General features: G+C 61.2%; 17 protein-coding genes and 6 pseudogenes. 16 read left to right on the forward strand and 7 right to left on the reverse strand.

The features are described 5' to 3' along the window. Positions 1–684: 684 nt before the first annotated feature. The 4 genes and pseudogenes from NLM25_RS08195 to NLM25_RS08210 form a co-directional block, all read right to left on the reverse strand. Positions 685–873 (reverse strand): annotated as a pseudogene (locus tag NLM25_RS08195) (transposase); the annotation flags it as partial. A gap of 83 nt (positions 874–956) precedes the next feature. Next, positions 957–1533, reverse strand: a pseudogene (locus NLM25_RS08200) (IS66 family transposase zinc-finger binding domain-containing protein); the annotation flags it as partial. Positions 1534–1654: 121 nt separating this feature from the next. Beyond that, on the reverse strand, positions 1655–1813 hold the full coding sequence (gene tnpB, locus NLM25_RS08205) for an IS66 family insertion sequence element accessory protein TnpB (RefSeq protein ID WP_208068039.1): 159 nt from the start codon (positions 1811–1813) through the stop codon (positions 1655–1657). Continuing rightward, positions 1755–1922: a hypothetical protein gene (locus NLM25_RS08210; RefSeq protein ID WP_254124180.1), complete on the reverse strand. Its 168-nt coding sequence runs from the start codon at positions 1920–1922 to the stop codon at positions 1755–1757. Before NLM25_RS08210 ends, tnpB begins: the two co-directional genes overlap by 59 nt. Here NLM25_RS08210 and NLM25_RS08215 point away from each other — a divergent pair. Further along, positions 1848–2192 carry a hypothetical protein gene (locus NLM25_RS08215; RefSeq protein WP_254124745.1) on the forward strand — a complete coding sequence of 115 codons (345 nt, stop codon included), beginning with the start codon at positions 1848–1850 and terminating at the stop codon, positions 2190–2192. The genes NLM25_RS08210 and NLM25_RS08215 overlap by 75 nt on opposite strands. 100 nt (positions 2193–2292) lie before the next feature. Here the strand turns inward: NLM25_RS08215 and NLM25_RS08220 are convergent. Both NLM25_RS08220 and NLM25_RS08225 read right to left on the reverse strand, forming a co-directional pair. Next, positions 2293–2409 (reverse strand): annotated as a pseudogene (locus tag NLM25_RS08220) (IS66 family insertion sequence element accessory protein TnpB); the annotation flags it as partial. Between the two features lie 739 nt (positions 2410–3148). Beyond that, positions 3149–3325 (reverse strand): hypothetical protein, encoded by a 177-nt coding sequence (locus NLM25_RS08225; RefSeq protein ID WP_254136621.1) that lies wholly within the window; start codon positions 3323–3325, stop codon positions 3149–3151. Between the two features lie 635 nt (positions 3326–3960). Between NLM25_RS08225 and NLM25_RS44345 the strand changes: the two genes are divergently transcribed. From NLM25_RS44345 to NLM25_RS08235, 3 genes are all read left to right on the forward strand, one after another. After that, positions 3961–4212, forward strand: coding sequence for a CopG family ribbon-helix-helix protein (locus tag NLM25_RS44345; protein WP_375166823.1), 252 nt, complete (start codon positions 3961–3963; stop codon positions 4210–4212). A 1418-nt stretch (positions 4213–5630) separates the two neighbouring features. Continuing rightward, on the forward strand, positions 5631–7034 hold the full coding sequence (locus NLM25_RS44040) for a GGDEF domain-containing protein (RefSeq protein WP_305887580.1): 1404 nt from the start codon (positions 5631–5633) through the stop codon (positions 7032–7034). A gap of 853 nt (positions 7035–7887) precedes the next feature. Next, positions 7888–9351 carry a bifunctional diguanylate cyclase/phosphodiesterase gene (locus NLM25_RS08235; protein WP_254136622.1) on the forward strand — a complete coding sequence of 488 codons (1464 nt, stop codon included), beginning with the start codon at positions 7888–7890 and terminating at the stop codon, positions 9349–9351. Positions 9352–10159: 808 nt separating this feature from the next. Here the strand turns inward: NLM25_RS08235 and NLM25_RS08240 are convergent. Beyond that, positions 10160–10755, reverse strand: a pseudogene (locus NLM25_RS08240) (transposase); the annotation flags it as partial. Between the two features lie 751 nt (positions 10756–11506). Between NLM25_RS08240 and NLM25_RS08245 the strand changes: the two are divergent. From NLM25_RS08245 to NLM25_RS08300, 12 genes and pseudogenes are all read left to right on the forward strand, one after another. Beyond that, positions 11507–11782 (forward strand): annotated as a pseudogene (locus tag NLM25_RS08245) (IS256 family transposase); the annotation flags it as partial. A gap of 509 nt (positions 11783–12291) precedes the next feature. Continuing rightward, positions 12292–13344, forward strand: a complete 1053-nt coding sequence (locus NLM25_RS08250) for a KamA family radical SAM protein (RefSeq protein WP_254136623.1) — start codon at positions 12292–12294, stop codon at positions 13342–13344. Positions 13345–13359: 15 nt separating this feature from the next. Beyond that, the gene (locus NLM25_RS08255; RefSeq protein ID WP_254136624.1) at positions 13360–14961 is read left to right on the forward strand and encodes a gamma-glutamyltransferase; all 1602 of its coding nucleotides are present in this window, start codon (positions 13360–13362) and stop codon (positions 14959–14961) included. After that, a complete protein-coding gene (locus NLM25_RS08260; protein WP_254116413.1) occupies positions 14958–15770 on the forward strand; it encodes a 7TM domain-containing protein in 813 nt (270 codons plus the stop codon). Before NLM25_RS08255 ends, NLM25_RS08260 begins: the two co-directional genes overlap by 4 nt. A gap of 28 nt (positions 15771–15798) precedes the next feature. Further along, positions 15799–16845: an ATP-grasp domain-containing protein gene (locus tag NLM25_RS08265; protein ID WP_254116414.1), complete on the forward strand. Its 1047-nt coding sequence runs from the start codon at positions 15799–15801 to the stop codon at positions 16843–16845. A 68-nt stretch (positions 16846–16913) separates the two neighbouring features. Next, positions 16914–17712 (forward strand): annotated as a pseudogene (locus NLM25_RS08270) (transposase); the annotation flags it as partial. Between the two features lie 919 nt (positions 17713–18631). Beyond that, positions 18632–18784, forward strand: coding sequence for a cytochrome P450 (locus NLM25_RS08275; protein WP_254116415.1), 153 nt, complete (start codon positions 18632–18634; stop codon positions 18782–18784). A gap of 9 nt (positions 18785–18793) precedes the next feature. After that, a complete protein-coding gene (locus NLM25_RS08280) occupies positions 18794–19996 on the forward strand; it encodes a cytochrome P450 (RefSeq protein WP_254136625.1) in 1203 nt (400 codons plus the stop codon). A gap of 92 nt (positions 19997–20088) precedes the next feature. Continuing rightward, the gene (locus NLM25_RS08285) at positions 20089–21378 is read left to right on the forward strand and encodes a cytochrome P450 (protein ID WP_254116417.1); all 1290 of its coding nucleotides are present in this window, start codon (positions 20089–20091) and stop codon (positions 21376–21378) included. A gap of 1 nt (position 21379) precedes the next feature. Further along, on the forward strand, positions 21380–21688 hold the full coding sequence (locus tag NLM25_RS08290) for a ferredoxin (RefSeq protein ID WP_254136626.1): 309 nt from the start codon (positions 21380–21382) through the stop codon (positions 21686–21688). Next, a complete protein-coding gene (locus NLM25_RS08295; RefSeq protein WP_254116419.1) occupies positions 21675–22130 on the forward strand; it encodes an SDR family oxidoreductase in 456 nt (151 codons plus the stop codon). The genes NLM25_RS08290 and NLM25_RS08295 overlap by 14 nt, the downstream gene beginning before the upstream one ends. Further along, positions 22130–23473: a cytochrome P450 gene (locus NLM25_RS08300; protein WP_254136627.1), complete on the forward strand. Its 1344-nt coding sequence runs from the start codon at positions 22130–22132 to the stop codon at positions 23471–23473. Before NLM25_RS08295 ends, NLM25_RS08300 begins: the two co-directional genes overlap by 1 nt. Positions 23474–23588 lie beyond the last annotated feature (115 nt).

The raw sequence follows: 23588 nt of genomic DNA on the forward strand, positions 1-23588 counted from the left end.
CTGCTGGGCGTCAATAATAGCGCCAGGATCTCATCTCGATTGAAAATCGAGAAATCCCATTGATCGAGAGGTACTGGCCACGCCGGGACCTCATCGCGGCAGTCATCCGCCACCCTCCCGGTCCTTTCCAAGGCATTCGCACGGTGCAATGGCATGATCGGATCCCTTGTGGTCCTCCAGGATCATGCCGGGAACTAAACTAATCTTTAGGGGACGATTCCACCTCGGCACGAATAGCTACTGCGATGGCGCATGGGTGCAGGCGGACGGAGTGTTTGCTGGGGAGTTTCTGTCGGCCAGTTGCGGCGATTGATCTCAGGGAATCTTTCGATGCTGAATGTCAAGAACAATGGTTCCGCTCGTTCTGAACTCATATAGGGTGCTGGCTCAGAGGCGTTTTTTTACCATGGCGTCCCGTTGGGGGACTGCCACGCGGTACAAAGTCGTCGTGGTGGACACCAGCAGGCGAGTTGTTTTCGCGGCGAAGCTTGACTGCAATGACGAGCAGACCGCGAAACATCGCGCTGAGCAAATGTGTGGCGAGCATGACGTTGAGCTTTGGGAAGCCGATTGCCTCGTTGCGATCTTTCGAAGCGCGAGGTCAGCGGCAGCCACGGGCGACCGCGCCTTCTAAGGGACTTGGTGCCGGGGCTAGCATTTCCATCCCAACAGAATTCAACCGGCAATGGCGTCGTCTAGCAACCGTTTCAGCCGCGTGTTCTCATCCTCCAGCGTCTTCAGCCGCTTGGCCTCCGAGGCTTCCAGCCCCCCGAACCCGGCCTTCCATTTGTAGATGCTGTCGTCGCTGACGCCATGCTTGCGGCACGGATCGGCGATCTCATGCTCCTTCAAGTTCCCGATGATCTGCTCTATGCTCTGGTCCTTGTCGTGGGCTAAACGAACTTCAAACTGGATTAAACCCGCGGGCAAGGTCGGCTGCCTCGGCAGCGCATCTGGTAGTCGTCGCTCTGACGATTGAGCGGCAGATGCAGGCCGTACTTGGCGAACAGGATATGGGCCAGCAGCTTTGGCCCTGCACGCCCGCGCGCAATCGGATGCGAGGGGGCCGGCGGCTGGGTGATCGCTTCGCAGGCCCGGCAGACGAGCTTCTCGCGCACGTGCTGGATCACCTTCCACTGGCGCGGAACGAGCTCCAGCGTCTCGGTCACGTCCTCGCCAATCTTGCGCAATCGGCTGTCGCCGCAATGGGCAGATCGCAGGTGTCGGATAGACGATGCGCTACCGTGGCAGATGCTCCGGCAGTGGCCGGCGGGCTGGCTTGCGGCGCTCGAACGATGGCACCGCAATCTTCTCGGCTGCCATCTGCGCTGTGGTCGCAGCTTGCGCCGCGTTATCCTCCAGGTCGGCGAGCTGTAGCTCGAGCTGGTCCAGCAATGCGCCCCGCTCAGAGGACTGTCCGAACTGCTCGTGCCGGAGCTTCTTGATCGTGAGCTTGAGCTTCTCGATCAGCAAGGTCCCCGCCTGGGCTTCGGCTTCCGCGGCCAACCGGGCCGCTCGCTCGGCGCGCAGCATCGCCTGCAGCGTGGTCACATCGTCGGGAAGAGAATCATCGGCGCCCATCGCCGACCAGAGAATCACAAGACGCGGTCTCTGTCCGAACCGCTGATCGTGCCACCGATTAAAATCCCAGCGATCAGCCAGCCGCCTGCGGTCGCCAGGTATGTTGCGGCATCCGCCAGTCGATGCCCTCCAGCAGGTAGCCAAGCTGGGCGGGGGTGATTGTCACCACGCCATCAGCCGACGACGGCCACAGGAAGCGGCCGCGCTCCAGCCGCTTGGCATAAAGCGACATGCCCAGTCCATCGTGCCAAAGGATATTGATCAGCTTGCCCGCTTTTGCCACGGAACACGTAGAGATCGCCGCCGTGCGGGTCTCGCTTGAAGGCTTCCTGCACCAGCAAGCCCAGCGAGTTCATGCCGCGACGCATATCGGTGTGGCCGGTCGCAATCCACACCCGCACGCCCGACGCAACGGGAATCACCGCAGGCGTCCATCTGCCAGCGCCGCCACGGCGGCCTTCAGCGTCGCCGCGTCGACCGCGCCCGTGATCCGCATCCGAGCCCCGGCAGCAAACTCGATCTCGATCGACCCGCCGCTGCTGGCCGGCGTGGCTGGACAAGGCGTCGGCCCTGATTCCGCGACCACCATCGCCGGTACGAAGCCCGGTTGATCGGCGGCATCCTTCGGCTCCGGCCGAAACGACCGTCGCCACGCAGCAGCAATGAACGCGACACGCCATACCGCCGCGCTGTTGCCGCGACTTGGCGCGGCGCCTGTAAGCTCTCCAGAACGATCTTGAGCTTCTCATCCTCGGACCAGCGCCGCCGCCGGCCCGTGTCCACCACCTCAAGCCGTTCGACTTGGGCACTGCGCCTATCACTGTCCATAAGGACAGTTCTCAACAAAACGCCTCATTCGGCAAGGCGGCCTTCACCGGAGGGATACGCTGAAATTCTGAGAGCGATTTAGAAATTTGAAGCGGCGGAAATGAGCGGGCGGTGCCGTCATACAATCACTAAGCCCCGCGGCAATTTGCTCAAGACATCGGTTGTACCGGGCAATTGAAGCCGGGAAGAAGTGGCCCTCACTGGAAGGCAAGCCAATCGAACTTGATATCGAGATCGATATCAGCGGTCTCGGGGCCGCGACCCCAGTCCTCCCACTTCGTGATTCCTCGGGTGTGGTGATAAGGAGCGGTGGCGGCACGGAAGTGACAATGCCTCATTCCGTGCTGATAGGTAATTTCGCGACATGGATATCGCTCAGCGAACCTTAAATAGCACTCGTTACGGTGCTATTTTCTTATCGGCACAAGGTCTTGCTACACTTCAGAAATGGTCAAGAAAGAAGAATCCGTCTTCGATAGACTTGCTCGCCTGCTCAAAGAGGGGGCGAGGACATTCCGGCGCGTCTGGCGCCGAATGTCCTTTGCATTTGTTCTGCCGGCGCTTTGCCCGGCCCGGATTTCTGTTCCATCGATGCTCCGGGTGGCTACGATGACCAGAAATCCTTCATGGGCAAAACCCGTCAATTGTGTCTCACATGCTCTGACAGCGAGCCCTGATGAACCAGAGCCTCTCGCTGATCAGTCTTCAGTTCCTGGCTGCTGCGCACAAGCCGGGTCGGTCAAACAAAAAAGAGATCGCAGATGCCATCCAATGGGTACTCCTCGCATTGAGGGTATACCGTGTCGGCTACCCGCGCCTTGGCGTCGACCGATTGTGCGGCAACCCCAGCGACGAAAGTCGGCACTGCCGCTGTAAGCGCCACGGCGCTCGCAGTTAAAAAAGCCAATTTTTTCATTCGAGAGGCGCTCCCTTAGATTGGTCTCAGCCGCCCTCAATGTGTCCTATATGGCGATCCCACGAGCTGTAAACTCCATGCTTTGATGGGATCCATCTACAGTATGGATGAGTATCGCGCCTTCGAGATCGCCGTTTGCGATAGTCGCATAATCCCGGGTCTAAGACTCGCAAACAGCATCGGTATGATCGGGACATGCTTCCGACAGGTCATGAAGCCTCCCCCGAGGGTCTCGAAGAGTACAAAGCGATCTACAAAGAAGCGTACGGTGAAGAAATCACCCGGCCCGACGCAGCTGAAATGACCCGCCGACTCCTCTCGCTCTACCAGCTCTTCGGCCGACCTTTGTCATATCGACGAAGAGCAGCGAGCCTCTCCATCGCCTCCTCGTCTCGATTCAGCACAGCCCTGATGCAGTCAAATGTATGCTGCCCCTCTTCGGTCTTCGAGTACTGCGTCATCCCTTTTGCCAGCTTGGCAATTGTGCCCCGTGAAATCGAACGTCGTCGACGACTCCCTTACTTGTTCATACTTAGTGTGAGAAACGAAAATAGCTCGCAGCTGAGCCATATTTTGCCGATTTAGCATGAACTCCGGTCGTGCATCAAAGAGGCGCGGCCGCTAGATTTCGACGCATGTCGCGCACCACGTCAATCTTCTCGGTTTCTTTGCCACCCGAGATGCTCGCCGAACTCGAGCGGGCGCGGAAGGTAGAGTCTCGCACTCGATCCGAGCTTATACGCGAAGCGTTACGCCGGTACTTCAGAGTGGATGCGTTCAGACGTTCGACTGGTCAAGACGTCTGCGAAACCAGCATAATTAGACGACCTTGGCCACAGCGTCGGTCAAGTCGGCCGTCGCCTTACATTTCCGACACTATGGGCTGAACCAGACATTGGTTGAGAAGGGAGGCACAAGCAAAGCGCAGCTCAGGCGGGACGCAGTCGCTCGAATTGCAAGCTGCCTTCCGAGCCGAAAGGGGAGATACCAACTCCCATCCTCTCAATCCACCACCATCGGCTGCTTATGGTCAAAGCGTTAGCAACGGCCCGTTCACGCGTGTGAAAGAAGATCGACAACCAGCAGCCTGGAATCGTACTCCTCGTACGTGCTAAGCATGATCTGGCCAACGGCCAAATTGTGCACGGGATCGATGACTGAGGGCGAGTCGTAAGTTAGTGGAACAGGGCGTTAATCAAGACCACAAAGTGAACGTAAAGTGGGTTCCTTCCCGGCAATCAAACATGCAGGTACGACCGCAGCTGATCTTCTCTGCAAAGTAGGCTGCGGTATCGTGATCGAAGCCGACGTACTCCGAGGCGCTTCGGAGCGAGCTGCAAGCGCGCCCCCGTTCCATAGTGCTGCAAGCTAGGTAACGAGCCGCTGAAGCGACAGTTGTAATCGTACTGGAATCCGTTCGCGTTATTTCCGCGTACAAAGACGCCGGTCCTGCTGTAACCCCGCGTTTCCTACTCATAGACGCTCACAACTTCGCGCCGAAGGCCGTGCGCAAATGCGGTTGCTGCCGCGGCAGCTAAACTGGTTTCATTACGCAACACACCAACATGCACATCGCAATTGAAGCGCTTGCCGGCCGACCTCGTTGCGCGAGGAACCTACAAGGTTTGGCAGGCGGCTAACTCAGCAGGATTAGGTATGCTAAAGGCTTCTGTTGTGCAGTTCCAAACGAAGGAGGCCTCAGATGGTCTACAAGAAACTCGTCAGTCAAAGTGTGCTGACGCTTACGCGTGTTGCTCATCACGCGTGTTGGTTCGGAGTCGAACCAGTAACGGGCTATTGTCGCGGCGGCGCTACCGGCGGGCGGCAGGCAAACGGATGAGTCGGTAATACGCAGAATCCTTCCCTCAACGGGCTCATGATTTGCTCGTCTTCCAATGGTGCGTTTTCGAGCGCCCCACAGACCTAGCAACTCGTGGCAACAGCCGGGACCATCTGCTGAAACGCACACGAAACACTAACCGCTCAGCAGAGCGGGTAGGCCGAACTGATGGGCTCGAACACATGAATGTAGCTTACGGCCTGCTGATCCCAGCCGCGTGACCTGGGCCGCTTCTGGACGACAAGGCCGATCCTATCGGCGCCGCCGACTGTTTGACGGGTGCAGCAGACGAAGGGAAAGCACCGGTACGGCGGTGATCGCGCGGACCGCTTTTTGAATGGCCTTCCGACCGCGACGCACCGCGGCTCCTTCATCTGAGTAGTACAGCCGGGACCGAAGGTGCTCTAGGTCAGCGTATCCTCGGAGACGCTCGAGAGCAGGTCATCATGGGTGACGGTAAATCATATGAGCACCAATCTTGCGGTACACGAACCGACCAACGCACTCCGGCTGGTTACACAGGCGTATGTGAGCCTTCTCCTCATCGCCTTCGCCCTGATGCCCGCCCAGTTCATCACCTACCTGTATTTCCAGCAGGATCCCGCGCTAAAATTCGAAAATCACCTGTTCCACGAATTCGCGATTGCTGTCGCCACCCTCGAAGGGCTATTCGTCACCTATGTGACGTGGCGTTGCTACCAGTCTTCAGGCGAACCTCTGTTGCGTTGGTTGACGCTGGGTTTTCTCGGCTTCGTGCTGATCTATTCTCCGCACGGCGCCTTCACCGGGATGGCACATCGCAATATTTGGCTGTTTCTGCTCTATGGGCCGGCATCGCGTCTTGCGATGTCGATTCTGCTCTTTGTTGGGCTGCTCAGCTACAACCAGCCGTCAGACGAGGTCGAGAAGCGTTCGGATACGCGCACGTGGCTGATATGGATCGGCCTATTCCTGACGATGGACATAGCCGTCGCCCTGATCGCCTACTCCCCCTATGCGGGACATCCCGCGGTACGCTTGTCCATGGAGGGCGGCGCACTGGTGTTCAGCACGTTGAACGTCACAGCCATGCTCATGCGACGGATTCACTCGCCGCTCATGCTTATTTTCGGCATTTCGGTCGCGTGGTTTGCGCTATCGTCGCTCGCATTCATTCTGGCGGCGCCCTGGAACCATATGTGGTGGCTCGCTCACGCGATCTTTGCTAGCGGGTTCTTTCTGCTCAGCTATGGTGTTGTCCAGGCTTTCCGAACGACGCAATCATTCTCGACTATCTATAGCCAGGAAGAAATGACGGCTCGCCTGACCGAATCGATGGCCGAGACCCAAAGGGCGCTCCAGCAACTGCAACTGAGCAATCAAAGGTTGGAACGCCTTGCCGCCACTGACCCACTAACCGGTGCCGGAAATCGGCGCCACTTCATCGAGCATATCGGTCATGAGATCGCGCGGGCCAAACGAAGCGGTGCTCCATTATCTCTGCTGTCAATCGACCTCGATCATTTCAAGTACATCAATGACTCACGCGGTCACAGTGTCGGCGATGAAGTCCTCCGCGCATTCGTGCGAAAGTGTCTGGAAGCGATCCGCCCTTACGACTCTATCGCGCGCGTGGGCGGTGAAGAATTTATGGTGTTGCTGCCGGGAGCGACGCTCGACGCGGCTTGCGCGGTAGCCGAGCGCCTTCGATCGGCTATCGCACGCGCCGCGTTCGATGTCGGAGCCCAACAGTCTGTTGGTGTCACCATCAGTGTTGGGGTATCGGAGTTCGGGCGCGATGGAGACACGCTTGACGGATTCCTTAATGTCGCCGATCAGCGGCTCTATCGCGCAAAATATGAAGGTCGCAATCGTGTGATTGTCGCGTAGGCCGCTTCCCAGGAAGCGCCATGTCGTTGATTGGTACGGCGTTGTTCAATAGCTTTCGTCTGTCGCGCGTTCAGACTTCTGCGTTGGCGGAACGCATGAGATATTCATGTCGAAGATCGAGGTCGACGGCGTAGGCAAGATGGTGTTCCGACTCTACCGATCCTTGTCGCGAACGCAGGCCGCCCCTGTGGGCGGTCCGAAGCGACGGAGGCCGATAAGTCGACGCCGTCAAGGTCCGGATCGGAGGGCCACTGTGACAAGACCCTAGCGGACTGGTCGCGGTGTCGCGCCCGAGCTTGGTTTCAGCGAGCTGGCGGTGGCCGACTTCTAAGCTTCTCGTCCACGACACCGGCAGCTTTTTCGTCGACCATCGCGACATCGAGAAGGTTCCTAGGTCGCGACACTGGTGCTGCCCTCGGGCCATCGTGGCTGCGAACAAAACGTAGATCGCGTCTTGCTGTACACGGTCTGTGAGCCGCTTTATCGATCAACGTCGTAAGCGAACTTGCCGGGTATCGAAACCACTCATGCCGGGGACGACTATCGCGATCCGAGGGCAAGGCGCGTTTACCGTCGCGGCCTGCGAAGCGTTAATCCGGCGCACAACATCTGGTATTCAATTAACATCTGTGCTATCTATAAGAAACTCACTCTTGAACAACCAGCCTCAGCGAAGGTTCGACTGTGATGAGTTTGTCGACTCCACGATCACGCGTATTGCACGCCGATTGGTTCGATTGGCGTAGTTCTGCCACAAGGGATTTCGTTGCACTCTTTGGGGGCGTCGTTCTCGCCTCGATTTTGGTGCATGTCTATGAGGTTGGACCTCTTTTGTTCAGCTGGGGCGGGCTATATGGATACGGCACTCAACGACATCGTATTCATCATATTCGTCGCGTTCTTCCTGTGCGCTGCGCTGACAATTTTTAGTGTCCGCCGCTATCGAGATCTCGCCCGCGAAACCAAAGCGCGAGCCATTGCGGAACGAGAAGCGCGCGACCTAGTGCGACACGATCCATTGACCGGCCTGCCAAACCGTGGCCTGTTTGATGAAAAACTGGATGCGTGCCTTGGCCTCGCCCGCGACAAGCACCAGGTGGCCGTTCTGCTGCTTGGCCTTGATGGCTTCAAGAGGATCAAGGACACGCATGGCCACGCAGCGGAGGACAAGGCGCTATGCGAATTTGCCAACAGGGTCGCCGACATCTTGCGCAAGGATGGCGTCCTGGCGAGGATTGGAAACGACGAATTCGGGATTGTCCTACCAGCTATTAGCTCCCTTGAGGTTCCCGCCAATCTGGCGCACCGTATTGTGGCGTCCGCCACTGAAACCTTCGCGATCGAAACGGGGGCAGCCGAGCTTGGGGTTGGAATTGGCATCGCCATCGCTCCGATTGACGGCGTCAATCTCCACGAATTGGTCAGGCGCGCAGAACGTGCACTTTATCGCGCACAAGGCGATAGCAGGTCGCGTGTCCGCTTTTTCGAGCCAGAGATGGACATGCATGTCGAGCGGCGCACTCAGATCGAGCGAGAGCTTCGCAGCGCTATCACGGCCGATATTATCGAGCCGTACTACCAGCCGCTAGTTTCACTCAAAGGTAATTGCATTATCGGGTTCGAGGCACTGGCGCGTTGGGAGAACAGGACATTGGGGCGTATTCCGCCCGACGTGTTTATTCCGATTGCGGAGGAAACGGGTCTCATCAACGCGCTTGGAGATCAGCTTTTCCGTCGCGCTTGTTTCGACGCCAATGCGTGGCCGGAGGCGTTTACGCTTGCCTTCAACATTTCCCCCATTCAGTTGCGTGATCTCTCGCTTGGACAGCGCATTCTATCGATCCTTGGGCAAACCGGGTTTAGTCCCCGCCGCCTGGAGATTGAAATTACCGAGAGCGCGTTTGTGGAAAAGACCGGGGTTGCGAAGACCGTGATTGATGTGCTCCGCCAAGCGGGCGTCCGCATCGCGCTAGATGATTTTGGAACGGGTTATGCTACGCTGAGCCAGCTGCTTTCGTTTCGTCTCGATAAGATCAAAATAGACCGCAGCTTCGTTTCGCATCTCAACGACAGTGCCGACAGCCGGGTGATCGTTCGTGCTATCCTTGGCCTTGCCAAGGGATTTGGCTTGACGACTACCGCCGAGGGCGTCGAAGACGCAGGCCAACTAGACTTTCTGGTGGCCAATGGTTGCACAGAAGGACAAGGCTACATGTTCAGTGATGCCGTCCCAGCCGCCGGTATCAATGCCCTGCTTAATCGCGAATCCGGCCGCACGACGGTCGCTGAAGATGGAACAAGAAGCCTGCATGCGTGAGACGGCGTGCTCGGTTGTTCGGAGCGGATTGGCAACAAGACGCCATCTATGTCGGCTTCTCGAGCATGATCCAGAGAAGTGAATATCGGTTTTTCGAGAAGGTCACGTTGAAACAAGAAGATGGAGCAGGACGATGGTTCGAAGATCAGCCATCACGCTCCAAATCTGCGATGGGGATGAGCTGTCGTCCAGATGAATTCCGGGCCATCGAGGGCCGGGCAGAGGAACGGGGCGACCTCGTTCGATGTCGCCGGGCTAGGTAGTAGTAGTTATCCAGCAGAATGCGGTTCTTGAGGACCTGGTGCCAACGCGCGATCTTTCCCTGGGTCGGGGATGACACGGCGCGCCGCGTACACGCCGCATGCCTTTCTTCTCGAGCCACCTGATCAGATCCATCGTAAGCGTCATTTTGAACCCACCTTCTCGTGACGCGAGAGATAGGCGAGGTTCACGATTTCTTTGAAGTAATCGGCTCGTGTCTATGCTTGACCATACACTGAAGTCGGATGCGGCGGCGCGCCGGCTCGAAGTGATCAGGGAGACGGACGACGTCGTTGGTTCCAATGATGCCAAGGCCCGGATAGTCGAGGAGACGCTGGCACTAGGTGCGGTCATTTTCCGACGTCGGCGTGTGCCGCCGCCTTAACGCTTGTTGTAGAGCCCGTCAGCAGTCTTTTGCCGAGCTCGTGATAGCCGTGGGGATGTCCCGATTGGTGTTGAAGTATGTCGGGCCGACGTTGCCGGAATGGATGTTACGCGGCTCTCGTGGACCTAGGCAACGGGGTTGATCGTCATGCGATTGTGGCGAATGCGCCTTCAATCGTCGGAAGCCCTTGTTGGCCTCGATCATGCCGGCCGCGACCATCGCAAGGCCGTACCGGCGTCCCGCCGGAGTTTGACGTTGCGCGTGACGCGGCGAATGGTGCCCATCGTGTTCTCGGCGATGTTGGTAGAGGCGAGCGATCGACGAAGCTCCTTCGGCAACTTCAACCGGACGACAGTCAGGATTTCATCGAGGCCTTTGAGGATGCTGGCCGCTACGCCGGGCCATTGCTGGTCGAGTCGACGCGCGAGATTGCGGATCAATTTTTCAGTCTTGTCGGCGTCATCGAGCTCCCAGGCCTAGCGCAGCACCCGACGGGTGGCCGCATGATGCTCTTTCGGCAGGCGTTCCATGATGTTGCGCGCCTTGTGGATCTGGCAGCGCTGGCTCGCAGCGGCCGAACCAAAGGTGCGGCGGATCGCCTTCGACAACGCTTTGGCGCCGTCGGCGATGAACAGTCTTGGCACCGTCGGGTCGAGCCCGCGCGAGACCAGGTTGTCCAGCAGGGCCTGAACCGTTGCGGCATTCTCGGTCGCCCCTTCCACCAGCGCCAGCGGATGCTTGTTACCTTCGCCGTCAACGACCTCTTCAACAGAACCCGGGACATCCCCGGTCGATTGCGTGCTCGTCGTAGAATAGGATAGGGTTGTCATAAACCTCTGCCGCGATCGTACACATCAGCGCATCACGCCCTGCTACACTAAGCCTCTGGAAGAGCACGCATCACAATCGGCCCGGTCATGTTTTGATCTCGCCACGTTCATCCTCAGGCTCGAACTTGCGGCAGAACTGTCCGGGCATTTGAGTCGATCCAGGATCGGCCGATCTATATCGAAAGATCAACCGCCCTATGATCGACGAGGGCAAGGCGACGCCGGCCGAATATTGGGTCGGGCTGCAGTACGACAAGATCAAGGCTGGCTCGAGCAACACGAGAGCAGGAACGTTCGTGAGGATGCTTCAGGCCGGGAGAGACCCAGTTCAGTCCGTCAGTCATAGACTGTCCGACTGAAGTGAGCGAACTGAGGTCTCGCGCCGGTTAGCACCCCCGGTATCCCGCTCAGTGAGCGATCCAGAAATCACGAGGCGGAGCGGAAACGCTCAAGAGTCTGAAACCGACATCAAGACTTTTTCGCCAGCTTCGCTCAGCTGACGCGCCAGGCCTGTTTGCAATCCTCTGCCAACCCCTGATCAGATGGTGGCAGGACCGCCTGCGGCCAGCTACCAACTCGAGCTCGCGGCTCATCGTATGCATCGGTCTGCCCGCACCTTCGTTCTCCTGGTGTCTCCGTCCCGATGCTCGCATCGTACGCTACGATCTTGAATATCGCAGCGGAACATCGGCACCGAGAAACTCTGATACCGGTTACCAACCCCATCGAAAACACCTTCGCTACCGTGCCCCACCGCACGATCGCGCAAAGGGCTGCCTGTCGAGCAGGACAGCCCTCGCGATGGTCTTTAAACTGGTCGAAGGAGCCCAGAAAAGCTGGCGCCGTCTCGATGGGGCACAACCAGCCAAAACACGTTCTCGGTGTGACATTCAACGATGGGGTCGAGGTCATCGTACAACAGATCGACCGTCAGCCCGCAACCGCCGCCGGCTGACCGCCTCGGCGGTCACCAAAATTTGGCGATAGCTCGTGCGTCGCTGCACGTCCAAGACCCGCTTCAGTGCCTCGCTCTCGCGCTCAACCTCATGCAGCTTCGCAGCCGCAAGTCGCGGGTGAAATGACCCATCAATGGGGGCATCCCCCCAATCTCATGACCCAATCGTGACACGACACAATGATGGAAATACAAGATCTCCCTCCAATGCGGTACGAAGATGGCGGTGAAACGCGTAAACTAAACCATTTCTGCAAGACCGCACCATTGGCATGCCAATTGCTTGTCACGAATTGTCGGATGTCGAGGAATAAACGCGGTTCTCCGACATTACTACAACGTCGAGTGACACTCGACGCGATCGCAGTATCCACTGCGCCGGGGGCTAACGCTTAGACTCCGTCTAATATGAGGATGGGAGTATCTTGATGCTTGAGTCAGTGCGGGAGGGTCTTGTATCCGAGGCACGAGTGCCGTCAGGAAAGAAGGTTCCCTCCGATGCTACGCTCATGAACTTCATCGAATGTGCGCGCTTCGTTCAAGAAGAAGAGTTGCATGCGAATGACATCACGCAATACCACGTCACGAAGTTCTATCGCGAGCACATTCGAAAGAACCGATACTACGAGCAGCTGAAACATATAGTCGTGCCTTCGCTCAAGGAGTTCGAAAGTCCCGGAAGCCTTGACACGAGCGGCGAGCACGACAACACCGTCGTGCCCGGCTTGCAACACAAATACCCGCAGACAGGACTGCTGCTCGTCACCGATCGCTGTGCATCATATTGCCGTTACTGTTTCCGCAAGCGCATTGTCGGCAAGGATTCCGACGAGATCGCGCCGGATTTCGCTGAAGTGGCTCGCTACATCGGCGCGCATCCGGAGATGAACAATGTGCTGCTCTCGGGCGGTGATCCGTTCATCCTAAGCACCACCAAGCTCGAAATGATCGTCGACCACCTGCTGCCGATTCCGCATCTGACCTCCATCCGCTTGGGAACCAAGATGGTGGCCTTCTCTCCCAAGCGGCTGGAGGATCCGACCCTCGCTGCTCTGTTCCGGCACATGCGCGAGGCGGGCAAGACGCCGATCATCGTCGCCCACTTCGATCACATAGGCGAAATCTCGTCCGAAGCAGAGCATTGCATCCGCGGGCTGCGCGCGCATGGCGTCCAGTTCCTCAATCAGACGGTGCTGCTCGCGAACGTGAATGACGACCCCGCTATCATTGCCGACACCTTCGCCAAGTGCCATGAGATCGGCGTGCAGCCGTACTATCTGTTCCAGGGGCGACCAGTGAAAGGTGCGTCGCACTTTCAGGTGCCGCTCGCCCGCGGCATCGAGATCGCCAAAGGGGCCAATCAGCGGCTGAGCGGGATCCAGAAAACGTTCAAGTACATCATGTCGCATTATACCGGGAAGATCGAAATTCTCGACCTCGGCGACGATGGCCGCGTGTACATGCGCTACCACCAGAACAAATATCCGGACAAGATTGGCAAAATCTTCTCCCGCCCGTATGTTGAGGACGCCTACTGGCTCGACGATTTGCCGGAAGCCTGACCCGGAGCGTTCGCGATGCCGGCCGCAGATCGAAAGCCCCGCGGCGTTGCGCCCGCGGAGGGACGCAAGCCGGCAAGCCTGGCAGCGGTGGTGACGGCCTTTCCGCTCGCCACCGCTGCCAGGCTTGCCACATTGCGTGCCGGCGGCAACGCCATGGACGCAGCGGCAGCCGCCGCGTGGGCGTTGTCCGCCTGCGAACCGAGCGCGTCCGGGCTGGGTGGACAGACGTCGATGCTCGTGCGCCGTACCGACGGATCAATACGGATCATCGACGGACCGTCGCGCGCACCCGCGGCGGCATCGCTCGAGACGATCACGGCGGTCCAGCAGAGCCGCGGTCATCGCGCCTGCACGGTTCCGTCGGCTCCCGCCACTCTCGACTGGGCGCAGCGCCAATATGGCGTGCTTAGTCGCGCCCAAGTGTTGGCGCCGGCGATCGGGATCGCGGAAGACGGCTATACCATCACGCAGCTGCAGCATCGGCAGTGCCGATGGTTGGTCCAATATCCGCGCGCCGGCGCGGCGGCGGAGTTGTTCCTGCCGGACGGCCGACCGCCGCCCCTCGGCTCAACGTTCCGCCAGCCCGCATTGGCGGTCACGCTTCGCGAGCTCGTGCGTCGCGGCATCGAGGATTTCGACCAGGGCTCCATTGCCCGTCGGATCACGGCGGACATGGCGACGTACGGCGGGCTCATCACTGCGGCCGATCTCTCAGCCTGCGCTCCGCCGGTCGAGACAGATCCGCTATCGGTCGAGTACGCCGGCTGCCGGATTGTCAGTGCTCCGGCGCCGAACGGCGGCCCGCAGCTCCTCATGGCATTCAACCTGTTGAAAGAGCTCGCGGAGCACGGCTTTGCGAGATCGGAAAGCGGATGGCGCAAGGTGCTCGCCCTTGCCGTGTCGGCCGCGTTCCGCGAACGCGAGCACATGAGCTCGCAGCAGCCCGCGCTAACTTTGCGCGACCCGCTGAGTCAGGATCATGCAAGGCGGGTTGCGGCCGCGATTGCTGGCTCGCGAAAGCTCGCCTTCACGGCCGATTGCGCCGAAGAGCCCGGTGATGCAACCCATCTGGTGGTGTGCGACCGGCACGGCATGATCGTCAGCCTGACTCAGTCGATCCAATCGGTATTCGGCGCGAAGGTCGCCCACCGCACGCTCGGCTTTGTCTACAACAATTATCTCTGCACCTGTCCGCGCACACCGCATGCTCATGCGCTCGCGCCGCGGTGCCGGCCCCGCTCGAACATTGCGCCGACGCTGGTGTTGGGCGGCCCCGCCGCAACGCCATTGCTTCCATTGGGCGCGGCCGGCAGCCGCCGCATCATCTCGGCCATTCTCCAGGTCACGAGCGAAGTCATCGATCACGGCCGTGACATCGTTTCGGCCGTCAATGCGCCGCGCGTGCACGGGCTCGTGGGCGGCAAGGTCTGGATCGAGCGGCCGGCCGCGGACGACGCCTTGCTGAGTAGCCTCCTGGCGAGCGGACGCGAACCCGTCATCCGGTCACGCTATAGCTACGCCATGGCGGCCGTGCACGCGCTGCAGTTCTCGCCGGACGGCGGCGTCACGGGGGCGGCCGACCCCCGGCGTGACGGAACGGCGGGAACGTTCCAGTGATCGAAAAATCGACCACCCCGCCCGAGTCGACGCGCGCGAGAGCTAGGACCGATTGGCTCTTGGTCTTCTTGTTCGCGCTTCCGGTCGGGATCGCGCTCGCGAAGATTCCGGTCTTCCCGTCCGCCGCCGTGACGACAGGCTTTTTCTCGCTTGCCGACGTGCCTGTACATTTTCACGCCGCGGCCGAAAATGTGATGCTGGTAGCGCTGGGCGCCGTGATCGTCGCGGTTTTCCGGCTAACGCTCGGAGTGAGGGTCCTCAGTTTTTTTCGTCCCATCCTCCTGGCGATGGGGTTCGATATCCTGGGTATTCCGATCAGCCTCGCGTTCGTTCTAGCGGTGCTTGTGGTCATGGTCGGGCTTCGCCGGCTGCTCACGACCAATCACAACTACTCGCGCCTCGGCGTGCTGTTGAGTCTTGCCGCGGCGTGTCTGTTCGTCCCGTTGATAATCGGAAGTTGGTGGAATATCGCATGGCTGCGTGAGATTTCCCTGTTTCCTGTCATCGCGCTGTGCCTGACCTGCGAGAGCTTCGCTAAGGTGCTCGACCAGGACGGTTTGGCAGAGGCCCTCTGGCGGATGCTGATGGCGGTGATCGCAGCCGTCCTGATCGTGAGCTTGATCAAGCTGCCGGGCACGTTCAACTTCTTTCTCCGATTCCCCGAAATGGTGCTGGCGCTCGCCGGCAGCATTCTGCTGATCAACAGGTATCTTGACGTTCGCTTGTTCGAAGGCATGAACCCGTTCGCTCGAGAAAAGACGGGCCCCTTAGTTGAGAAGCGGATGCCGACACGCGGTCGGAGCAAGTGATGACTTGGAATATCAATTGGAGTCTGACATGCGCGCAGCTGTCGTTTGGAACAGCGATCGTTTGGGAGTGATCAACCGGTTCGGACAGATATGTCCCGAGGAATACGGGCGCAACGCCGTCGAAAACGTGATGGCGGCCCTGCGCGACGGAGGGCATGAAACCCTCCTTTGCGAGGGTGACAAAACCCTGCTCGCCACGCTGGAGCGGTTCATGCCGCCGGATCGCCAGGGGCGGCCGTCAGGCATCGTATTCAACATGGCCTACGGAATTCAGGGAGAGTGCCGCTACACGCATGTTCCGGCCATGCTTGAGATGGCAGGCGTTCCGTACACCGGGTCGAGCCCGCTCGGCCACGCGCTCGCCCTGGACAAGGTGATCACCAAGGAGCTCATCCGTGCTGCCGGCGTCCCGACGCCGAATTTCCAAGTCATGCGGTACGGCACCGAGGCGATCCGCGAGCTGCAGTTTCCGGTGGTGGTGAAGCCGCGTCACGAATCGACGAGCTTTGGTCTGCAGCTCGTGCACGAGCCGGCTCTGTTGAAGCCTTCCGTGGACGCGATCGTTGCGCAATACGATCAGGACGCGCTGGTCGAAGAGTACATTGACGGCCGCGAAATCTGCGTCGCATTGCTCGGCAACGAGGTGATCGAGACCCTGCCGTTGGTAGAGCATGATTTCGTCGACCGGCCCGTTCGCCTGATCACCTGGGAGGACAAGTCGCATCGCGCTGTGGCCGAACCCGAGAAAATATGTCCGGCCCTCGTGGACGAGGACCTCGCAAAGCGGCTACGTGACATTTCAGTCGCGACGTTCCGCGCGTGCTTCTGCCGCGATTATGCGCGCGTTGATATCCGCGTGGACCGCGCCGGACAGCCGTTCGTGCTGGAAATCAATTCCATGGCGGCGCTCGGGCAGGGCGCTTCGTATGTGCTCGCCGCCCGCGCGGCGGGCCTGGGCTTTCCGGCGCTGGCCAATCGCATCGTCGATGTCGCGCTGGCACGTTATGCATTGTCCGACAAAGCGGAGCCCGTTCCTGCGCAGCAGGGGATGTCCCGGGTTCTGTTGAATTTCTGAAGAGGTCGGCGTTGCCCACCTTCAGCCGGTAGGCTCGGGGTGCTGATTCCACAAAGGAGAGCAAGGCCATGACGAGAGATATCACACCAGCTGGTTGGCCGGCGACCGGGGCTGTGGACGAAGCGTTTGCAGAAGTGCGGGCGAGCTTCGATCGGTTCTGCCTTGCGGCAGGGATCGAGGCGCTCGGCATGATGATGGAGGCGGACGTCACGGCGGTCTGCGGGCCGCGCCACGGTCGCGACGCGGCGCGGCGGGCGCACCGTTGGGGCCGAACGCGGGGACGGATCGGCTTCCATGGCGGCAAGATCGAGGTCGAGCGTCCGCGGGCGGGGTGGACGGCCGCGAGGTCACGATCCCGAGCTGGGAAACGGCGGAGGAGGATTGGCTCGGTCGCTGGGCGATGAACCTGATGCTGATCAATGTGTCGACGCGCCGGTTCGGCCGCGCTGTCCGGCTGCCGACGTGCCGGCACCGCTCGGATCGGGAGTTTCGAAGTCGGCGGCCTCGCGGAGGTTCGTAGCGCTGTCGGCGGCGCGGCTGGCCGACTTCATGGCTGCCGACCTGTCCGCGCTCGACTTTCTGGTGGTCCAAATCGATGGGCTGCATCTCGGCGACGATCTCGTGCTGGTCGCCGCGATCGGGGTTGACGGCGAAGGCAACAAGCATCCGCTGGCGCAGGTGGAAGGGGCGACCGAGAATGCCGCAACGGTTCAGGCCCTGCTGGACAACCTGGTCTCGCGCGGGCTCGACCCGACGGTGCCAAGACTGTTCATCGCCGACGGCGCCAAAGCGTTGTCGAAGGCGAACCGCCGCACCTTTGGTTCGACCGCTGCGAGCCAGCGCTGCCAGATCCATAAGGCGCGCCACAAGATCAAGCAATGTCGGCGTGTCGCAACCAAATATGACAAGCCAGCAGCCAGTAACCTAGCGCTCGTCAAGCTCACATCTCATGCGGCATTGGCTACGTGCCTAGCGAGTCCGCGGCGCCCCAGCCGCCACGCCCGTTTTCCCAGTTCTTACCGTTGCCCCCGCACGTGACCGGGTTCGCGCTCGTCGTGCTACCGACCAAGCGGATCCGAACTCAGCTTCAGGAATCTATCGTCTACCTTGATGCCGAAGCGGTCGGGAAAGTTCTCGGCCGCATGCGACATGCAACCCAGCGAAATGTCCGAGAGGTATGCTTCGTTTTCCGGATAGCTACCGCCGACATCGGAGTGTTTCCGGCAGACCTGCTGCAGCCAATCCGCATCCTTGAAATATAGCGCCAGGGCTGCCCCGCACATTCAGCGCGAGAGCAGGCTTTGTCGGGCACTTGCTGCGCCGGTTGTCGGCATTGAGACTCAATGCCAGAAACCTGACACTACGCGCCGCTACGAAGTGCCTGCTGAGCCTGCGAATTCACTTCGGCACGCGATTTGCTCTGTTCACGGCATCATCACCAATCGCGGTGTGACGGTCTTCGGGACGGACACGCCACGCGTCGCTGTTCGCGTCTGGTCGGTTCCGACGGTTTGCTGTGGCAATGACTTGCCGCTCGGTTGTGAACAGAGAAAATGCAGGGAAGTGTTGGATCCGATCTAGAGTTCTTCTTTTGGCAGCCACAACAATTGTGCTCGTCGCGAGCGGTGCAACCAAAGCGGCAGACCGTGAGCCAGGAGTGAAACTGCCACCGGCGGTGTGGGCTAGTCCGGAGGCTATGTTGGCGGACACGTCGGCGGCGGGTACGGTCGAACCTCCTTCACCAATCCCTACGGTCAGTCGATCTAGGGCGTGCCTGAGCGCTGCGTTGGCGCGCCTAAAATTGCGATGCGCCTTCCCCGCGCTGTTCGTGCGGCTGGAGGATCTCGCGCCTACCATCGCCGCGGAGGACGTCGTCTACATGCCGTCTTACGTCATCCTCGCCGCAGCGCCTGCCGGTCACCTTCCGCTTAGAGAGTGAAGTGCCACCATGTCCGAACAACCCTTGCCGACGCTGCCGATGTGGCGCGTCGATCACATCGAGCCCTCGCCTGAGATGTTGGCGCTACGCGCCGACGGTCCGATCCACCGCGTGCGCTTCCCGTCCGGGCACGAAGGCTGGTGGGTGACAGGCTACGACGAGGCCAAGGCGGTGCTGTCCGACGCGGCTTTCCGGCCCGCGGGAATGCCGCCGGTGGCATTCACCCCGGATTCGGTGATTCTCGGTTCGCCGGGATGGCTGGTCTCGCACGAGGGGGGCGAGCATTCCCGGTTACGCGCGATCGTGGCGCCGGCCTTCAGCAACGCCAGGATGAAGCTGCTTGCGCAGGAGGTAGAGGCGATCGCCGCGCAGTTGTTCGACACGCTGGCGGCCCAGCCCCAGCCCGCCGACCTGCGGCGCCACCTCTGCTTTCCGCTTCCGGCCATGGTCATCAGCGCGCTGATGGGCGTGGCCTACCAGGATCACGCCTTTTTCGCTGGCCTGTCCGACGAGGTGATGACGCATCAGCATGAAAGCGGCCCGCGCAGCGCGTCGCGGCTGGCCTGGGAAGAGCTGCGCGTCTACATTCGCGGCAAGATGCGGGACAAGCGCCAGGATCCGGGCGACAACCTGCTGACGGATCTGCTCGCGGCGGTCGATCAGGGCAAGGCGACCGAGGAGGAGGCGATCGGCCTGGCGGCGGGCATGCTGGTGGCGGGGCACGAGAGCACCATCGCGCAGATCGAATTCGGCCTGCTGGCCATGTTTCGTCATCCGCAACAGCGCGAACGCTTGGTCCGCGATCCATCCCTGGTGGACAAGGCGGTGGACGAAATCCTGCGCATGTACCCGCCTGGCGCCGGCTGGGACGGCATCATGCGCTATCCGAGGACCGACGTGACCATCGCGGGCGTGCATATTCCCGCGGAGAGCAAGGTGCTGGTCGGCCTACCGGCGACGTCGTTCGATCCGCGCCATTTCGACGACCCGGAAATTTTCGACATCGGACGCGATGGCAAGCCGCACCTGGCATTCTCCCACGGGCCGCACTCCTGCGTCGGCGGGGCGCTGGCCAGGCTGGAGCTCAAGGCGGTGTTCGGTTCGATCTTCCAGCGCTTTCCCGGGCTGCGCCTCGCCGTGGCGCCCGAAGAACTGAAGTTGCGCAAGGAGATCATCACTGGCGGCTTCGAGGAGATGCCGGTGCTCTGGTGATGCGTCGACGCCGGGGATCGGGATCTTCTCCGCAATTTACCGGACGCGCCTGGTTCGCGCCGGTCAGATCATCCAACCAACAGGTAACCAAGATGGACGCGAAAGAAACAACGGCAGCTTGCCGCGATGCCTTCGACGAACTGGCGTCGCCAGCGTGCATTCACGACCCCTATCCGTTCATGCGGTGGTTGCGCGACCACGATCCGGTGCATCGCGCGGCGTCGGGCCTTTTTCTTTTGAGCCGCCACGCCGACATCTGCTGGGCGCTCGAGGCAACGGGCGATGCGTTTCGGGGACCCGCGCCGGGCGAACTGGCGCGCTATATCCCACGTGCGGCGACCAGCCTGTCGCTCAATCTGCTGGCCTCTACGATAGCGATGAAGGACCCACCGACGCATACACGTCTGCGCCGGCTGGTCTCGCGCCATTTCACCATGGGCCAGATTGAGAACCTGCGGCCGAGCATCGCGCGCATCGTCGCAGCGCGCCTGGACGGCATGGCGCCCGCGCTGGAGCGCGGGGAGGTAGTGGACCTGCATCGGGAATTCGCCCTAGCCTTGTCCATGCTGGTCTTCGCCGAACTGTTCGGCATGCCCCAGGACGACATGTTCGGGCTCGCCGCCGGCATCCGCACCATTCTGGAAGGCCTGAACCCGCACGCGAGCAATCCCCAGCTCGCAGCGGCGGACGCGGCCAGCGCCAAGGTGCAGGCCTACTTCGGCGGCCTCATACAGCGCAAGCGCACCGGACCCCGCCACGACATCGTGTCGATGCTGGTCGGCGCGCACGACGACCATGCCGAGACGCTGTCGGATGCGGAGTTGATCGGCATGCTCTGGGGCATGCTGCTGGGTGGCTTCACCACCACTGCTGCGACGATCGACCATGCGGTCCTGGCCATGCTGGCGTATCCCGAACAGCGGCACTGGCTGCAGAGAGACGCCGTCGGTGTGAAGGCATTCGTAGAAGAAGTCCTACGCCGCGACGCGGTCGCCCTGTTCAGCGCCACTCCGCGTATCGCCCAGCACGACATCGAACTGGGCGGCGTGGTGATCCCGAAGAACGCGGACGTGCGCTTGCTGATCGCGGCCGGGAATCGCGACCCCGACGCCTTCGGCGATCCCGACCACTTCGATCCCGCGCGGTTCTACGGCACCAGTCCTGGCATGTCGGCTGACGGGAAGATCATGCTGACCTTCGGCCACGGCATCCACTTCTGCCTCGGTGCGCAACTGGCCCGGGTGGAGTTGGCCGAGAGCCTGACGCGGATCCAGGCACGCTTCCCCAGGCTGGCATTGGCCGAGCAGCCGACTCGGGAGCCCTCGGGGTTCCTTAGGACGTTTCGCGCGCTGCCGGTGCGGCTGCATGCGCAGGGGGGCTGAGATGCGCGTCGTGGTCGACCAGCATTTGTGCGGAACCTTCGGCCAGTGCGCGCTGACTCTGCCGACCACCTTTCGCCAGCGCGAACCGGACGGCATTGCCGAAGTGTGCGTGGCGACAGTGCCGCAGGCGCTGCACGCCGCCGTGCGACTCGCGGCCAGCCAGTGCCCAGTCGCCGCCATTCGGCTCATCGAAAGCGACGCTCGGGATGACAAGCGCGCCAGCGCCGACCCTGCGCCTTCTCCGGCGCAGGCCGACCAGCATGCCGCGAAAGACCATCGCAGTCCAGGAGGACACGATGAGATGGTTTGAAAGAAAGGTGGCCGTGGTGACCGGCGCCGGCACTGGTAAGGCATGCGTCCTCCTTATCGCGCGCGAGGGCGGCAAGGTCTGGGATCAGACCATGGCGACCAATCTGCGCGGCACCCTGCTCTGCTGCCGCCACCGCCATCCCACGGATGATCGCCCGCGGCGGTGGCGCGATCGTCAACATGTCGTCGTGCCAGGGGCTCAGGGGGTGACATCGGGCAGACGTCCTACGGCCGCGTCGAAGGCGGCGATGAACTTGCTGGCGGCCTCGCTCGCCAGCCAGTACGGTCACGCGCAGATCCGCTGCAAGGCGGTTGAGCCGGATCTCATCATGACCTGGCGTTTCCTCACCAAGCTGGACGGGTGCATGCAATGGCATCTGCGCCGGCACCAGCTTCTGCCTCGCCTCGGCCGCGCCGAAGCGGCTGCGGCGCCGCACTGCTGATGCACATGCTGCTCAACCCGCTGGACCGCCGACACCGGCTGCGCTACGACATCCCGGTGGTGCCCGGCGCTTTCCCCCTGGTCGGGCATCTTCCCGCGATTGTCTGCGACCTGCCGCGCCTGCTAAGGCGCGCCGAACGGACGCTGGGCAGCCACTTCTGGCTGGATTTCGGCCCTGCCGGACACCTGATGACCTGCGTGGATCCGGATGCGTTCGCACTGCTCCGGCAGAAGGAAGTGTCCTCGGCGCTGATCGAAGAGATCGCGCCCGAATTGTTCGGCGGAACGTTGGTTGTCCAGGACAGCGGCGCTCATCGGCAGGCGCGCGATCCAATCAAGGCGGCGTTACTGCCTAAGGGGTTGACCCAGGCCGGCATCGGCGAGCTGTTCGCGCCCGTCATCTGGGCGCGGGTGCAGGCGTGGCGTGACCGCGGCAAGGTAACCATCCTGCGCGAAACCGGCGACCTGATGCTCAAGCTCATCTTCGGCCTGGTGGGAATCCCCGCGCAGGACCTGCCTGAGTGGCATCGCAACTACCAGCAACTACTGCAGTTGATCGTGGCGCCCCCGGTCGACCTGCCCGGACTGCCCTTGCGGCGTGGCCGCGTCGCCCGCGACTGGATCGACGCGCAGTTGCGCCAGTTCGTCCGCGACGCACGGGCGCATGCCGCGCGCACCGGCTTGATCAACGACATGGTGAGCGCCTTCGATCGCAGCGACGATGCGCTCTCCGATGACGTACTGGTCGCCAATATCCGCTTGCTGCTGCTTGGCGGCCACGACACCGCCGCCTCGACGATGGCCTGGATGGTGATCGAGCTGGCGCGGCAGCCTGAGCTATGGGACGCCCTGGTCGAGGAGGCGCAACGTTTGGGCGCGGTGCCGACCCGGCACGCGGACCTGGCGCAGTTTCCGGTCGCCGAGGCGCTGTTCCGCGAGACCTTGCGCGTGCATCCGGCGACCACGCTCCTGCCGCGTCGCGCGCTACAGGAATTGCAAGTTGGCCAACGGCGCATTCCCGCGGGCACCGATATGTGCATCCCGCTGCTGCATTTCTCCACCTCCGCGCTGCTGCACGAGGCTCCCGATCAGTTTCGCCTGGCACGGTGGATGCAACGCACGGAGCCGATCCGACCGGTGGACATGCTGCAGTTCGGTGCCGGTCCGCACGTCTGCATCGGCTACCACCTGGTATGGCTGGAACTGGTGCAGTTCTGCATCGCCTTGGCGCTGACCATGCACAAGGCCGGGGTACGGCCGCGGTTGCTGAACGGCGTTGAAAAAGGCCGGCGCTATTACCCGATCGCACATCCGTCCATGAAAGTTCGCATCGGCTTCTCATGAGCTGGCATCGCATCACATGTCCCGTGTCGCGAGGCAGGCCTTGCTGTACCCGATGCGACGCCTGCAACATTTCGGCAACTTGCCACTCGCCGTGGCCGTTTCCTGTCAGGCACTA

Origin of the sequence: Bradyrhizobium sp. CCGB01, from assembly GCF_024199795.1 — a bacterium.
Taxonomy (GTDB): Bacteria; Pseudomonadota; Alphaproteobacteria; order Rhizobiales; family Xanthobacteraceae; genus Bradyrhizobium.